Raw genomic sequence first — 14,747 nt, 5'->3', positions numbered from 1 at the left:
CAAAAACTTACAGGAGGAATTAGAATGAACCTCATTTTAATGGGACTACCTGGTGCCGGTAAAGGTACTCAGGCAGAACGTATCGTTGCTGAATACGGTCTTCCTCATATTTCAACAGGCGATATGTTTCGGGCTGCAATGGCGAACGAAACAGAATTAGGCCTGAAAGCAAAATCTTACATGGATCAAGGCGCTTTGGTTCCAGATGAGGTCACCAACGGTATCGTCAAAGAGCGTTTAGCTGAACCAGACACAGAGAAAGGCTTCTTATTGGATGGCTTTCCGCGGACTTTGGAACAAGCTGAAGCATTGGACGAAATGTTGAAAGACCTAAACAAAAAACTAGATGCTGTCATTGATATTCATGTTCCTGAAGAAGTTCTCGTAGAACGTTTAGCCGGCCGCTTCATGTGCCGCAATTGTGGGGCAACTTATCATAAATTGTTCAATCCGCCAAAAGTGGAAGGAACATGTGATCGTTGTGGAAGTCATGACTTCTACCAACGTGAAGATGATAAGCCTGAGACGGTCAAAAATCGTCTAGCTGTCAATATCAAAAGCAGTGAACCAATCTTAGCTTATTACAAAGAAAAAGGTTTATTGCAGTCGATTGATGGTGATCGCGACATCGATGCTGTATTTAAAGATGTTAAAAACATCATTGACTAATCATAGATTGCCCGTCACCGACTTGCAGCTACAAAACTTTCTCTTGAAACCTTTGACAGAGTATGATAAAATATGTCAGTCCGACTTCTACTGTTATTAAGTAGAAGCATAGTTTGAGAATATCAGGTGGGAACCCCGTTTCCGCCATTTTATCGTGTGAAAATCACAAGTACAAGGAGGTACTGTGCGTGGCAAAAGAAGATATGATTGAAGTCGAAGGTACAGTCGTCGAAACTTTGCCGAATGCAATGTTTAAAGTCGAATTGGAAAACGGACACCAAGTTCTAGCGACCGTTTCTGGTAAGATCCGGATGCACTACATTCGTATATTACCTGGAGACAAAGTGACGGTTGAATTATCACCGTATGACCTGAACCGTGGCCGCATTACTTATCGCTTTAAATAATTGTACTCCGTAAAACCACAGGAGGTATTATCATGAAAGTAAGACCATCAGTAAAACCAATGTGCGAACATTGTAAAGTAATTCGTCGTAAAGGACGCGTTATGGTGATTTGCCCAGCAAATCCAAAACATAAACAACGTCAAGGATAATCGGAGGTGTAACAAATATGGCTCGTATTGCAGGAGTAGATATTCCTCGTGATAAACGTGTGGTCGTTTCACTTACTTATATCTATGGTATTGGTAACACGACTGCAAAACAAATTTTAGCAAACGCTGGCGTTTCTGAAGAAGTTCGTGTTCGTGATCTAACGAATGAACAAACAGATGCTATCCGTGCTGAAGTTGATAAATTAAAAGTTGAAGGTGACCTTCGTCGTGAAGTGAACTTGAACATCAAACGTTTGATGGAAATCGGTTCATACCGTGGTATCCGTCATCGCCGTGGATTGCCAGTTCGTGGACAAAACACGAAAAACAATGCACGTACTCGTAAAGGCCCGTCTAAAACAGTCGCAGGCAAGAAAAAATAATTCCTAAGTGAAGGAGGTTAAAACTTCATGGCAGCAAAAAAAGTGAGTCGTAAACGCCGTGTGAAAAAGAATATTGAAGCGGGTATTGCACATATTCACTCAACATTCAATAATACAATCATTATGATCACTGATACTCATGGGAATGCATTAGCATGGTCATCAGCTGGTTCATTAGGTTTCAAAGGAAGCAAAAAATCTACTCCTTTTGCCGCTCAAATGGCAGCAGAAACAGCTACCAAAGCAGCAATGGAACACGGATTAAGAACTGTAGAAGTAACAGTTAAAGGACCTGGTTCTGGACGTGAAGCAGCAATTCGTTCATTACAAGCAGCAGGTTTGGAAGTGACTGCAATCCGTGACGTGACTCCAGTCCCTCATAATGGATGCCGCCCTCCAAAACGCCGTCGTGTTTAATGAGTGCTGCTCATTTTGAGTGTAACAATTACGTCATTGAACAAGACACTTTTCGTTTTGAAAGGGGTAAAAGATAAGAATGATTGAATTCGAAAAACCAAGAATCGCAAAGATTGATGAAGAAAAAGATTATGGCAAGTTCATCGTTGAGCCTCTTGAAAGAGGATACGGAACTACTTTAGGAAATTCCTTACGTCGTATTTTATTATCTTCTTTACCTGGTGCAGCAATCACCAATATTCAAATCGATGGAGTTTTACACGAATTCTCAACTGTTAAGGGCGTTCGGGAAGACGTTGCTCAAATCATCTTGAATATCAAAGGTCTTGCATTAAAAATGTACGGGGATGAAGAAAAAACCCTGGAAATCGATATTACAGGACCTGCTACAGTAACTGCTGGCGATATCATCGTAGACAGTGATGTAGAAATCCTTAACAAAGATATGTATATCTGCAACGTTTCTGAAGGAGCTTCATTCCATGCTCGCTTAACTGTGAAACCTGGACGCGGCTACGTTCAAGCAGATGAAAATAAAAAAGAAGACATGCCAATCGGTGTTCTTCCAGTCGATTCAATCTATACACCAGTACGTCGTGTGAACTACCAAGTAGAAAATACTCGTGTTGGTCGTCGTGATGATTTTGACAAATTAACGATGGAAATATGGACTGATGGCTCAATTGAACCATTGGAAGCAATGAGTTTAGCTGCAAAAATCATGACCGAACATTTAGACATCTTTGTAAACCTAACGGACGAAGCGAAAAACGCTGAGATCATGGTGGAAAAAGAAGAAACACAAAAAGAAAAAATGTTGGAAATGACGATTGAAGAATTAGACTTGTCTGTTCGTTCATACAACTGTCTAAAACGTGCAGGAATCAATACTGTACAAGAATTGACTAATAAATCTGAACCAGAAATGATTAAAGTACGGAACTTAGGCCGTAAATCTCTTGAAGAGGTCAAAGTGAAATTACACGATCTTGGTTTAGGACTACGTAAAGACGATTAATACGTCTTCGATTACGTTAGTTTCGGCTCGTCTGATCGAGACGACATACGAAAGTGAAGGAGGGAAACCACGTGAGTTATCGTAAACTAGGACGCACATCTAGCCAACGTAAAGCGATGTTGCGTGATTTAACAACTGATTTATTCATTAACGAACGCATCGTTACGACTGAAGCTCGTGCGAAAGAAGTTCGTTCAACTGCAGAAAAAATGATCACTTTAGGTAAACGTGGTGATTTGCATGCACGTCGCCAAGCTGCCGCATTTGTTCGTAATGAAGTTGCTAGCGTTCGTGAAGAAAACGAAGAAGTAGTTATTGAATCAGCTTTGCAAAAATTATTCAATGACATCGCTCCTCGTTACACAGATCGCCAAGGTGGCTACACTCGCATCTTGAAAACAGAACCAAGACGCGGAGATGCTGCACCAATGGTTATCCTAGAACTTGTTTAAAATCACACTTATCATCACTTTATAGATGTTTATTAAGAGTGTTATGATGTTGGAAGAAACTTTCCGAGTCTAGCTCAGCGCCTACACCTCGATGTATTTCGAGGTGTACGCACTCATCATAAAGTGCTTTTTTTTTACTTTCGATGATCTGTCTTGACAGGTCATGGCAAGTGAAAACAAAGTTCTGTTTGGAAATCTCATCGGAATGATTGAAAATAACTTACTTTTTTGGTAGTGTAAGTAAGAATTAACTGGAATGAAGGAGTATATCATGAAGCCGATCATTGAATTGAATGCTATCACCGTTCGTTATACCGAAGAAGATCGTCCGGCGTTGAAGAATGTCTCTTTGTCCATTGAGCAAGGAGAATGGGTTGCGCTTATCGGTCATAACGGTTCAGGAAAATCGACCTTGGCCAAAACGATCAACGGTTTGATTTTACCGCAAGAAGGAAGCGTTGCAGTGGGAGACATGCTGCTTAATGAAGAAAATATTTGGAATATCCGTAAAATGGTCGGAATGGTTTTTCAAAATCCCGACAATCAATTTGTCGGTTCAACTGTAGAAGATGATGTGGCATTTGGTCTAGAGAACCAAGGGATTCCTCGTGACGAAATGGTGATCAGAGTCAAAAATGCTCTAGAACAAGTCCGGATGGAAGAATTTGCAACACGAGAACCAGCCAGACTTTCTGGGGGACAAAAACAGCGAGTAGCCATCGCTGGTGTTGTGGCATTACGTCCCGATATCATCATTTTAGATGAGGCAACTAGTATGCTTGATCCTGAAGGAAGAGAAGAAGTTATTTCAACGATCAAGAAAATCAAGGAAGAAAATAATTTAACTGTTCTGTCAATCACCCATGATATTGATGAGGCAGCCAATGCCAATCGGGTCATGGTCATGCGCCAAGGAGAACTGGTTCGTGAAGGGACGCCGGCAGAAATCTTTTCGGCTGGCCCAGAATTGATCGAATTGGGTCTAGATTTGCCTTTTCCAGAAAAATTGAAGGCAGCTTTGAAGCAGCGCGGCATCTCTGTGCCTGCAGCGTACTTGACAGAGGAAGGAATGGTGGATTGGCTATGGACATCCGTTTTGAAAAAGTAGCATTTACTTATCAACCGCATTCCCCATTTGAGCAACGCGTGTTATTCGATATTGATCTCGAAATCAAAGAAGGCTCGTATACAGCATTGGTGGGTCACACTGGTAGTGGCAAATCAACATTACTACAACACTTGAATGCATTATTAAAGCCAACAGCGGGCAAAGTGACGATTGGTGATCGCGTGATCACTCCTGAAACTGATAATAAGAATTTAAAACCATTGCGTAAAAAAGTAGGAATCGTCTTTCAATTTCCTGAATCGCAATTGTTTGAAGAAACTGTGGCTCGAGATATCGCTTTTGGTCCCCAAAATTTTGGTGTGAGTGAAGAAGCGGCAGCTGAATTAGCGAAAGAGTACATTAAACTCGTTGGTTTAGATGAAAGCTTTCTTGAACGTTCCCCATTTGATCTCTCAGGAGGACAGATGCGCCGAGTAGCCATTGCCGGGGTCTTAGCAATGGAACCGGAAGTATTGGTATTAGATGAGCCGACAGCGGGTTTAGATCCACAAGGACGCAAAGAAATGATGGAGATGTTCCAGCGACTCCATCAAGAGAAAAATATGACCATCATCTTAGTGACCCATTTGATGGATGATGTGGCTAATTTTGCAGATTATGTCTATGTATTAGAAAAAGGAAGAATCGTTAAAGAGGGTGCACCGAAGAATGTTTTTCAAGATATCGAATGGCTACAAGAAAAACAATTAGGCGTACCAACAGCAACTGCTTTTGCAGCGTTGTTGCAAGCGAAAGGGTTGCATTTCGAACACTTGCCATTGACAGCAGAAGAACTTGCGGATCAACTGGTAGCAAAGGAGGCGACCGCAAATGATGAATAAACTAATCTTTGGCCGCTTTATTCCAGGAGATTCCTTTATCCATAAACTCGATCCACGGGTGAAATTACTTGCCAGTTTTTATTTTATTGGAATCATTTTTTTGGCAAACAATTGGCAGAGCTATCTTTTGGCAGCTGTTTTTACGCTATTTAGCATTTTTCTTTCCAAAATTGATTTGGGTTTTTTCGTTCGTGGTGTTCGCCCGTTGATCTGGCTGATTTTATTCACTGTAGCATTGCAGATTCTCTTTACGACGGGTGGAGAAGTCTATTGGTCCTGGTGGATCTTCAATATTACCGAATTTGGTTTGCAGAATGGTGCGTTCATTTTTTGCCGTTTTGTTTTGATTATTTTTATGTCGACATTGCTGACGTTGACGACACCACCTTTGGAGTTGTCAGATGCAATCGAATATATATTACGCCCATTAAAAGCCATCCGATTTCCCGTGCATGAAATTTCTTTGATGCTGTCGATCGCACTTCGCTTTGTGCCGACATTAATGGATGAGACTGAGAAAATTATGAATGCCCAGCGTGCCCGCGGAGTCGATTTCGGAGAAGGCGGGTTGTTGCAAAAGATGAAAGCTATCGTCCCATTGCTGATCCCTTTGTTTGTCAGCAGTTTTAACCGGGCAGAGGACCTAGCTACAGCCATGGAGGCTAGAGGCTATCAAGGCGGTGAAGGGCGGACCAAGTATCGGATTCTTCACTGGCACAACCGCGACACACTCGTAGTGTTGGTCTTTGTGCTCTTTACAGTAGGTTTAGTATTATTAAGAGGATAAAAGTAAATGTCTGGGGAGTGCAATCGGCTCCTCAGATTTTTTTGAGAAAATGAAAGCAGGTGAGAAGATGGTACGTTATAAAGCAACGATTGCTTACGATGGCACCAATTTCCAAGGATTTCAGCGCCAACCCAATGGACGCACAGTACAAGAAGAAATCGAAAAAACATTGACTCGCATGAACAATGGACAAGCAGTCCAAATCCACGGTTCAGGACGGACCGATGCGGGTGTCCATGCTTTAGGTCAAGTGATTCATTTTGACTTTGACGAACGTCCATTAGAAAAAATGCGCTTTGGACTTGATACACAAACACCGGAAGATATTGCTGTGAAACAGGTGGAAATCGTCGATGAACACTTTCACGCCCGCTATCTTGTGCGGGAGAAGACCTATCAATTTCGCGTAGATATCGGCAAACCACGAAGCCCTTTTCGTAGATATTACGCAAGCTATTACCCGTATCCGTTGGACCTAATGAAAATCCAGCAAGCTTTACCCGATTTATTAGGTACGCATGATTTTACCAGTTTTTGTGCCACTGGCAGCTCCGTAGAAGATAAAGTCCGGACGATTCACCAAGCTAGTATGGAAGTGAATGAGGCCGGAGACGAACTACTCTTTACCTTTCGAGGCGATGGCTTCTTATATAAAATGATCCGCATCATGGTCGGAACCCTGTTGAAGATCGGTAATGGACGCTTACCAGCAGATAGCATTCCCGCCATTATTGCCCAAAAAGACCGCAATGCCGCTGGACCTACTGCTCATCCGGAAGGGTTGTATTTGGTTCGCGTAGCCTATGAATAAAAGAGAACTAAAAGAAAGAAGCGCCTCCTAAGGTTCGATTCGTATCGATCCGTTGGGGGGCGCTTCTTTTCGCAGCTGACTGCTATTGTGGCAGATAAAGAAGGTATCGATTGCTCTCATCTGCCTGGCTTGTCTGTGGGTGTGTGTTCTATCTCAGCTGCTACTTTTCTTTGATAGAAATAGCGGAACAAAATAAAGAGCAGTAGGCAGCTAAAGAATAAAATGACTCCGATCACAAAACCTTGCGGTAAATAAGTCAGTTCAAGATGGTGGGTACCGCTTGGGATCTTCACACTGATAAACGCATCTTGGAAAGCGTCAATAGCGATAGGTTTGCCATCCAGTTTGGCAGACCAGCCCTTGTCATAAGGAATCGTAGTGATAAGCTGCTGTTCTTTCTCAGTAGTGATATCGGCTTCGGCATTTTGTTTGCCGACAGTCATCGCAACACCTCTCTCTTGAATGGCATCGATTGCCCGTTGAAAGGCGGTAGTGTCTAATGTCACCACCTGTGGGTTTTGGAAAGAAATTGACTGAGTGCCATAGAAACTTGCCGTAAACTGCACGGTCGTTGCCGTATCATAGTAGCCTAGATCATAATATTGACCATTGATTCCAATTTGACTTTCCCGCTGTTCCCCGTTCACAGTGATCGTAGCTGTAGAACTCTCTAATTCACCGAAGTTTGCCGGATACAGACTAAGATAGGCTTGGGAATGAGCAGGTACTTCTACTTGCCAAGTAATCTCTTTCGCCACATTGCTTTCTTGCTCTTGGAATGTCGTGTACATGCCATTTTCAGTGATATCGGTGTTTTTGCTGTGAATGACAGTGATCGGTTGAAAATCAAAATAGTTTTGTTCAATGTTTGCCAAACCGTTGATCAAATTCTTCTGGCTGGTTAGATTGTCGTTGGCAGGCTGTTGGATCTTATTGATCGAAGGCTCTGCTAACATGGCAAGGGGAAGAGCGTTGCTATTTTGATAAAGCTTGTAGTCTCCAGCTTCTCCTACGCGTTCAAAACCGTATTTTGTTAAGTTTTGTTTGCTAATATTGTATTTGATGCCGGTGAAAGCATCCATTAGCAATGTATTATTCGGATAACGGATATTAAGATTCGTTCCTCTTGAACGAAAACCTAATTTATCTAAGTAACTAGAGGAGTTGCGGTTGCGGATTGAAGAAAACATGCTGACACCGCTGTAACCATAGTTGATACTGTCATTGGAAGAAACGGGATCCAGATTTTCCAAACGGAAAAAGGTCTCATTGTCTTTATCGGCTTGATCCACCAATTGCTTGATTGAAGGATAAGGATCAGTGAACAGACTTCGAGAGGCGTAATTCCAATCATTTAAGATTCCGCGAACCATCCCACTCGTGTTGATCGCCATTTCACCGCAAACGAAAACCAACAAGAGAAGTGCCACTTTCTTTTTAGTTAGCATACCAAGTTGACCGAAACCGATACACAGCAAGTAAAGGGCAAAGAAAACAATCGTTAACGCAAAAGAGGCTGTGGTGACGAATTCATACGAGTTTCCTCCCAGTCCATAAGAAAGTGCAAAGAGAGCAATCGTAGATAGTCCGACAATCACAAACAGACCTCGGTCTTTTTGCTGCAGCTGTTCCCAACCATAACCAGCCAAAAGAATCACTAGAAAGGAGAACAAATAGGCATAGCGGAACAAGAACATGTTTGGGGCATGCATCCCATGCCAGAAGAGATTCAAGGGAACGATATAGAAACTGGCGATCAAAATGCTAAACAATCCAGCATATAGCAGTTTATCTTTTAAAGGAATTCTCTTAGAAACAAAGTATAAAATACAAAGTAGTAATGGCAGTAGGCCAATATAAATAAACGGGATCGAACCGTATTTAGTTGTATCATATACGCCAATCATATTTTTCATTACAAGATCGAAAACACCAGTAGCTTCTGTCTTGAACTTCGTGATAGTGGACAATTCTTCCCCATTTGAACGTAAATCAAGTACAGCAGGCAAAATGATGATCATGGAAGCCCCACCGGCTAATAAAGAAGTGATGCCGTAAGGGATGATTGCTTTCTTGTTTTGCTTCCAATCGCGACCTAATTGCACGAATAGATACAAGACGGAGAACACTCCGATCATGAATCCCATATAAAAACTTGAGATAAATAACAGTAGGTAACTGACAAACAGAAGAGTCGGTTTTTTTTGTTGCAAGAGCCGATCAATCCCTAGAATCACTAATGGCAGGTAAATAAGTGCATCTAGCCACATGATCAATTCGGAGTGAGCAGTGATAAAGGACATCAACGCATAGCAGACAGCAAGCGTAACATGATGCCACCGTTGGATTTTAAATGTTTGACTCGCGTAAAACCAAAATGCGAGTCCGGCGCTGCCGATTTTCAAAAGTGTCAGCACATAGAGCGTATCTGGCATCAATTGATTGGGAAACAATAAAACCAGCGGCGTAAAAAGACCACCTAAATAGTAAGAGATCAGTGCAAGATAGTTCAACCCTAAAGAGGCATTCCAAGTATAGAAGATACTCTGCTTGCCTAATAAGACATTACGAAAACTGGCATGGAAATTCGAAAATTGCGAAAAGGCATCGCTCGCTAAGACACTGCGGCTGCTGCCGGGATAGATTCCGATCGTTAAATAAATGACTGCCATAATCAGTAACGGCAGCAGAAAACTGGCGGTCATATAAGGCCAATGTTGTTTGATGAATGATTTGATAGTAGCCAAGAATAGTCACCTAATCCTTATGAATTTTTTATTAGTGTACCATAATTCAAAGGATTAAAAAAACAATGTCATTAGCTGTTTAAAGAAAAAACAAAGGACATAAGAAAGGAAAGGAGGAATGAAACGGAAGACAACAAAAAAGACCGCTCGCAAGAACGGCCGAAAATGTGTGGTTAAGATTATACGCGCTCAACTTTTCCAGATTTCAAAGCACGAGTTGACACCCAAACTTTTTTAGGTTTTCCGTCAATCATAACGCGAACTTTTTGCAAGTTAGGTTTCACAGTACGTTTTGTCGCATTCATTGCGTGTGAACGGTTGTTTCCACTTGTAGTTTTACGTCCAGTAAAGTAACAAACTTTAGCCATGTGGTTATTTCCTCCTTTGCCTTGATGTTGGAGCGCTATTTCAGCTCATACCATCTGAATTTATCATAGAAAGTTAGAAAATGCAAGGGTAATTTTCAAGAAAGATTGACTTTTAGCAGTAAACATTGTAAATTAAACAAGGTCAGAATACAAGAATATCTGATGCCAAGCCCCTTTTCATAAGTCACATCCTTTTATTTGACTAGCAGCTATGATAAAATGTGAGAGAAGAAAGATGGGAATATCCCGCTTAAGGAGGCTATATTATGGCTGTAAAAATCAAAACCTCATCAGGTATTATTGAAATCAGCAACGAGGTCATCGCCACAGTTGTCGGTGGCGCAGCAACAGATGTGTTTGGTATTGTGGGCATGGCCAGCAAGAAACAGATCAAGGACAACATCAATGAAATTTTACGCAAAGAAAACTATTCTCGCGGTGTCGTTGTTCGTCAAGAAGAAAACGGTATTGCAGTGGATGTCTACACGATCGTTAGCTATGGTACAAAAATTTCTGAAGTTTCCCGCAATGTGCAAGAAAAAGTGAAATATAATCTTGAAACAATGCTAGGCGTTTCAGCAAATTCAGTGAATGTTTTTGTCCAAGGTGTACGTGTACTGCCAGATTAGGCAAGTGATCCGCTTGCGGCGGATGATTTTAAGGAGGATTATCAGTGAAGGTAACGAATATCAGCGCAGGTCAGTTTCAAGAGATGGTGCAGGCAGGCGCGGCTCGTCTACAAGTAAATGCAGAGTTTGTCAATTCATTGAATGTATTTCCAGTACCTGATGGAGATACAGGAACGAATATGAATTTATCAATGACAAGCGGTGCTAAAGCAGTAGCAGATGCCACTTCAGAAAAAGTGGGCGATCTTGCCACAACTCTTTCAAAAGGACTACTAATGGGCGCACGAGGAAACTCAGGCGTCATTTTGTCTCAATTGTTCCGTGGATTTGCTAAAGCGATCCCCACGGTCGAAACATTAACTGCGCCAGAATTGGCACAAGCCTTTACACATGGGGTCGAAACCGCCTATAAAGCAGTCATGAAACCCGTAGAAGGAACGATTCTGACAGTAGCACGTATCGCTGCAGAATACGGTGAGAAAAAAGCACAAACTAGTGATGACTGTGTAGAAGTCATGAAAGCAGTCGTTCACGGAGCAAAACGTGCGCTAGCCAAAACACCAGATCTATTGCCAGTCTTGAAAGAAGTTGGTGTAGTCGATAGTGGTGGCCAAGGATTATTGTTCATTTATGAAGGGTTCTTAAATGCACTGACTGGAGAATATCAAGCCAATGAGGTCTATGAACCAACACCAGCAGCAATGGATGAAATGGTCAATGCCGAACATCATCGCAGCGTTCAAGGACAAATGGCTACAGAAGACATCAAATTCGGTTATTGTACAGAGATCATGGTCAAAATTGGTGAAGGACCAACAGTGGACAGTACGTTTGATTATGAAACATTCCGAAATTATCTAAACGAACTTGGAGATTCTCTTTTAGTCGTCAATGACGATGAGATTATCAAAGTCCATGTACACACAGAACATCCAGGTGAAGTCATGAACTATGGCCAAAAATTTGGTTCTTTGATCAAGATCAAGGTGGATAATATGCGTGTACAGCATGAAACAATTCTGGAGCACGATCAACCCTCTGCTGCAGTGAAACGTCCGCGTACACCTTATGCAATCATTGCTATCGCAGCCGGTGATGGATTAAATAAACTATTTACCAGCTTAGGTGCAAGCTATGTGATCAGCGGTGGTCAAACGATGAATCCAAGCACGGAAGACATCGTGACTGCTATCAATGAAGTGAACGCAGATCAGGTTATCGTCTTACCAAACAATAAGAATATCTTTATGGCTGCACAACAAGCAGCAGAAGTATCGGACATCCCAGTCGCTGTTGTTGAGACCCGTACGATTTCACAAGGGATGACAGCAATGTTGGCCTTCAATGAACAAGCAACGTTAGCGGAAAATCAACAAGCGATGACTGAAATCTTGTCAAGTGTTGTCAGTGGTTCGGTGACACACGCGATTCGTAATACAGCGATCGATGGAATTGAAATCACAGAAGGTGATTTCTTGGGAATGGTTGATGGGAAAATCGTGGTTTCTGTACCCGATTGTTTCTCTGCTTCCATGGATACATTGCAGAAGATGATTTCAGATGAAACAGAAATCGTTACGATTATTATCGGCGAAGAAGGAAAAGCAAAAGAAGCAGCAAAAATCGAAGCAGCATTGACAGAAATCTATCCGGAGATCGAAGTGGAGATCCATCAAGGAGATCAACCTGTTTATCCGTATCTTTTCTCGGCTGAATAAAACTTGAAAGCAGACGGGGCAAAAGTCGCAGGGCGATTTTTGTTTCCGTCTCTTTTTTGATTGATAGAGAAACAGCCTGTTTTTGCTCATCTTTTTTCATTCAAATTCTTCGTAATTTAAACAGAGAAGAGTAAAATAAAGAAAGCAATCTGCAAACAACTAGTTTTGAGGAGGGAAGAAATGCTTGATCAGCCAATCACTGTTTTGTCTGGTGTCGGAGAAAAGCGAGCAAAAGATCTCGCAGCGCTTGGAATCCAGACAATCGAAGATTTATTGCGATATTACCCCTTTCGCTACGAAGATATTCAAGAGCGTCAATTGAACGAGATACAAGATCAAGAAAAAGTCACGATCAAAGGAATCGTTGTTTCCCCGGCTGTTGTAAATCGTTTTGGTTACAAAAAGAGTCGGCTGCAGTTTCGAATGATGCAAGATCATGATGTATTCAATGTTTCCTTTTTTAATCAGCCCTATTTAAAAGATAAAGTTGTTTTGTCTGAAGAAATCGCGGTTTACGGGAAATGGGATGCGAAACGGAAATCACTAGCTGGGATGAAGATTCTTGGCAGCAAGAAGCCAGGTGATTTCGCTCCTATCTATCATGTAAACAAATCGGTACGGCAAAGCGTGCTGGTTGACTTGATCAGGCAGGCATTTGAATCATACGGAGACCAGATCGAGGAAATCTTACCTCTAACTTTAACGGAGAAATATCGGTTATTGGATCGCCAGACTGCTATGCGAGCTATGCACTTTCCAAAAGATCCGCAAGAAAGTCATCAAGCAAAGCGGCGAATCATCTTTGAAGAGTTCTTCCTATTTCAAATGCAGATCCAAGGATTGAAAATTTCCGAAAAGGCTGAAAAGAACGGCTTAGCCATTGACTATGATGTTCAGCGGTTAAAAGCTTTCACCCAGACACTGCCTTTCGAATTGACTGCTGCTCAAAAGCGAGTCACCAACGAGATCTGTCATGACCTCAAAAGTCCGCAACATATGCAGCGACTGCTGCAAGGAGATGTCGGTAGCGGCAAAACAGTTGTGGCTGCTATCGCACTGTACGCCACTATGACAGCTGGCTTTCAAGGGGCGTTAATGGTACCAACTGAGATTCTGGCACAACAACATTTGGAAAGCCTTAACCAGTTATTTGATCCGCTAGAAGTGACAACGGCACTGCTGACAGGGTCCACCAAGACAAAGGAACGGCGAGTGATCTTGGAGCAATTGGCTGCAGGTGAGATCGATATTGTCGTAGGGACGCATGCGTTGATCCAAGAAGGGGTCAATTTTGCCCGTCTAGGTTTAGTCATCACAGATGAGCAGCATCGCTTTGGTGTCAATCAGCGAAAAATATTGCGAGAAAAAGGATATTTGCCGGATGTTTTGTTCATGACGGCGACGCCGATACCACGAACCTTGGCCATCACGGCCTATGGTGAGATGGATGTTTCCATCATCGATGAGATGCCAGCTGGCCGGATTCCGGTCGAAACGCGTTGGGTACGACCACCTCAATTGGAATCTGTGCTGGACTGGGCTCGTCAGGAATTAGCGAAAGGACATCAAATGTATGTGATCTGTCCGCTGATTGAAGAATCAGAAATGTTAGATGTCAAGAATGCTACGGAGATTTACGAGCAGCTGCAGGCTTATTTTGCCCCTAACTACCAAGTGGGCATTCTCCACGGCAAAATGAAAAATATAGAAAAAGACGCGATCATGGAAGAGTTCAAGGACAACCAGTTACAGATCTTGGTATCAACGACAGTTATTGAAGTAGGGGTAAATGTACCCAATGCGACAGTCATGTTGATTATTGATGCAGATCGTTTTGGGTTAGCTCAGTTGCACCAGTTGCGGGGGCGTGTCGGCCGTGGTGCAGATGCTTCTTACTGTATTTTGGTGGCAAATCCCAAAAATGAAACCGGAATAGAGCGGATGAAAATCATGACTGAAACCACCAATGGCTTTGTCGTCAGTGAAAAAGATCTGCAATTGCGAGGTCCCGGGGAAGTCTTTGGTAATCGTCAATCAGGTTTACCTGAATTCGCCGCAGCCGATTTAGTAGCCGATGCCCATATTCTTGAAGTTGCACAAGTAGAAGCAACTCAAATCTGGCAGAAGCACCAATGGCAGATTTTACCGGAGTATCAAGCGCTAGCCGATTATTTAGCAGCAGAAAAACGAGACAATCAATTTTTTGATTAAAGAATATGGTATACTAACTTGGAAAAATGAA

General features: G+C 42.3%; 16 protein-coding genes. 14 read left to right on the top strand and 2 right to left on the bottom strand.

Annotated elements, in window-relative coordinates:
* Positions 1-24 precede the first annotated feature (24 nt).
* From ACTFWY_RS06400 to truA, 11 genes are all read left to right on the top strand, one after another.
* Positions 25-669: an adenylate kinase gene (locus ACTFWY_RS06400; protein WP_003128018.1), complete on the top strand. Its 645-nt coding sequence runs from the start codon at positions 25-27 to the stop codon at positions 667-669.
* A gap of 188 nt (positions 670-857) precedes the next feature.
* Complete coding sequence (gene infA / locus ACTFWY_RS06395) at positions 858-1,076, top strand: translation initiation factor IF-1 (RefSeq protein WP_002288695.1); 219 nt, start codon at positions 858-860, stop codon at positions 1,074-1,076.
* A gap of 32 nt (positions 1,077-1,108) precedes the next feature.
* The gene (rpmJ, locus tag ACTFWY_RS06390) at positions 1,109-1,225 is read left to right on the top strand and encodes a 50S ribosomal protein L36 (protein WP_002288710.1); all 117 of its coding nucleotides are present in this window, start codon (positions 1,109-1,111) and stop codon (positions 1,223-1,225) included.
* Between the two features lie 17 nt (positions 1,226-1,242).
* Positions 1,243-1,608, top strand: a complete 366-nt coding sequence (gene rpsM / locus ACTFWY_RS06385; RefSeq protein WP_003128035.1) for a 30S ribosomal protein S13 — start codon at positions 1,243-1,245, stop codon at positions 1,606-1,608.
* A 27-nt stretch (positions 1,609-1,635) separates the two neighbouring features.
* Entirely contained in the window at positions 1,636-2,025 is a 390-nt protein-coding gene (gene rpsK, locus ACTFWY_RS06380) for a 30S ribosomal protein S11 (RefSeq protein ID WP_003128036.1), read from the top strand.
* A gap of 79 nt (positions 2,026-2,104) precedes the next feature.
* Positions 2,105-3,043, top strand: coding sequence for a DNA-directed RNA polymerase subunit alpha (locus ACTFWY_RS06375; RefSeq protein WP_003128037.1), 939 nt, complete (start codon positions 2,105-2,107; stop codon positions 3,041-3,043).
* 71 nt (positions 3,044-3,114) lie between these two features.
* Positions 3,115-3,495 carry a 50S ribosomal protein L17 gene (gene rplQ, locus ACTFWY_RS06370; protein WP_003128038.1) on the top strand — a complete coding sequence of 127 codons (381 nt, stop codon included), beginning with the start codon at positions 3,115-3,117 and terminating at the stop codon, positions 3,493-3,495.
* A 271-nt stretch (positions 3,496-3,766) separates the two neighbouring features.
* Entirely contained in the window at positions 3,767-4,603 is an 837-nt protein-coding gene (locus tag ACTFWY_RS06365) for an energy-coupling factor ABC transporter ATP-binding protein (RefSeq protein WP_003128039.1), read from the top strand.
* Positions 4,579-5,445, top strand: a complete 867-nt coding sequence (locus ACTFWY_RS06360) for an energy-coupling factor ABC transporter ATP-binding protein (protein ID WP_005470033.1) — start codon at positions 4,579-4,581, stop codon at positions 5,443-5,445. The genes ACTFWY_RS06365 and ACTFWY_RS06360 overlap by 25 nt, the downstream gene beginning before the upstream one ends.
* A complete protein-coding gene (locus tag ACTFWY_RS06355; protein WP_003128042.1) occupies positions 5,435-6,232 on the top strand; it encodes an energy-coupling factor transporter transmembrane component T family protein in 798 nt (265 codons plus the stop codon). The genes ACTFWY_RS06360 and ACTFWY_RS06355 overlap by 11 nt, the downstream gene beginning before the upstream one ends.
* A gap of 67 nt (positions 6,233-6,299) precedes the next feature.
* Entirely contained in the window at positions 6,300-7,043 is a 744-nt protein-coding gene (gene truA / locus ACTFWY_RS06350; RefSeq protein ID WP_003128043.1) for a tRNA pseudouridine(38-40) synthase TruA, read from the top strand.
* Positions 7,044-7,159: 116 nt separating this feature from the next.
* On the opposite strand, the gene ACTFWY_RS06345 is transcribed toward truA, so the two are convergent.
* Together ACTFWY_RS06345 and rpmB are read right to left on the bottom strand one after the other, a co-directional pair.
* The gene (locus tag ACTFWY_RS06345; RefSeq protein WP_003128044.1) at positions 7,160-9,790 is read right to left on the bottom strand and encodes a YfhO family protein; all 2,631 of its coding nucleotides are present in this window, start codon (positions 9,788-9,790) and stop codon (positions 7,160-7,162) included.
* Between the two features lie 179 nt (positions 9,791-9,969).
* Positions 9,970-10,158 carry a 50S ribosomal protein L28 gene (gene rpmB, locus ACTFWY_RS06340; RefSeq protein ID WP_003128045.1) on the bottom strand — a complete coding sequence of 63 codons (189 nt, stop codon included), beginning with the start codon at positions 10,156-10,158 and terminating at the stop codon, positions 9,970-9,972.
* Between the two features lie 266 nt (positions 10,159-10,424).
* Here rpmB and ACTFWY_RS06335 point away from each other — a divergent pair, with 266 nt between their 5' ends.
* From ACTFWY_RS06335 to recG, 3 genes are all read left to right on the top strand, one after another.
* A complete protein-coding gene (locus tag ACTFWY_RS06335; RefSeq protein ID WP_003128046.1) occupies positions 10,425-10,787 on the top strand; it encodes an Asp23/Gls24 family envelope stress response protein in 363 nt (120 codons plus the stop codon).
* A gap of 44 nt (positions 10,788-10,831) precedes the next feature.
* Positions 10,832-12,505, top strand: coding sequence for a DAK2 domain-containing protein (locus tag ACTFWY_RS06330; RefSeq protein ID WP_003128047.1), 1,674 nt, complete (start codon positions 10,832-10,834; stop codon positions 12,503-12,505).
* A gap of 147 nt (positions 12,506-12,652) precedes the next feature.
* Positions 12,653-14,716: an ATP-dependent DNA helicase RecG gene (gene recG, locus ACTFWY_RS06325; RefSeq protein ID WP_260617732.1), complete on the top strand. Its 2,064-nt coding sequence runs from the start codon at positions 12,653-12,655 to the stop codon at positions 14,714-14,716.
* Positions 14,717-14,747 lie beyond the last annotated feature (31 nt).

This window comes from Enterococcus sp. 125944 (assembly GCF_051909435.1).
GTDB classification, from domain to species: Bacteria; Bacillota; Bacilli; order Lactobacillales; family Enterococcaceae; genus Enterococcus_D; species Enterococcus_D gallinarum.
The sequence above is the reverse complement of the archived record's forward strand: the minus strand, read 5'-3'. Positions and strand labels throughout refer to the sequence as shown.

Excerpts from the sequence above, each read along its gene's own strand:
- ACTFWY_RS06400 (WP_003128018.1), top strand. The coding sequence starts at position 25 with ATGAACCTCATTTTAATGGGACTACCTGGTGCCGGTAAAGGTACTCAG.
- rpmJ (WP_002288710.1), top strand. The coding sequence starts at position 1,109 with ATGAAAGTAAGACCATCAGTAAAACCAATGTGCGAACATTGTAAAGTA.
- rpsM (WP_003128035.1), top strand. The coding sequence starts at position 1,243 with ATGGCTCGTATTGCAGGAGTAGATATTCCTCGTGATAAACGTGTGGTC.
- rpsK (WP_003128036.1), top strand. The coding sequence starts at position 1,636 with ATGGCAGCAAAAAAAGTGAGTCGTAAACGCCGTGTGAAAAAGAATATT.
- ACTFWY_RS06375 (WP_003128037.1), top strand. The coding sequence starts at position 2,105 with ATGATTGAATTCGAAAAACCAAGAATCGCAAAGATTGATGAAGAAAAA.
- ACTFWY_RS06365 (WP_003128039.1), top strand. The coding sequence starts at position 3,767 with ATGAAGCCGATCATTGAATTGAATGCTATCACCGTTCGTTATACCGAA.
- ACTFWY_RS06360 (WP_005470033.1), top strand. The coding sequence starts at position 4,579 with ATGGACATCCGTTTTGAAAAAGTAGCATTTACTTATCAACCGCATTCC.
- ACTFWY_RS06355 (WP_003128042.1), top strand. The coding sequence starts at position 5,435 with ATGATGAATAAACTAATCTTTGGCCGCTTTATTCCAGGAGATTCCTTT.
- truA (WP_003128043.1), top strand. The coding sequence starts at position 6,300 with ATGGTACGTTATAAAGCAACGATTGCTTACGATGGCACCAATTTCCAA.
- rpmB (WP_003128045.1), bottom strand. The coding sequence starts at position 10,158 with ATGGCTAAAGTTTGTTACTTTACTGGACGTAAAACTACAAGTGGAAAC.
- ACTFWY_RS06335 (WP_003128046.1), top strand. The coding sequence starts at position 10,425 with ATGGCTGTAAAAATCAAAACCTCATCAGGTATTATTGAAATCAGCAAC.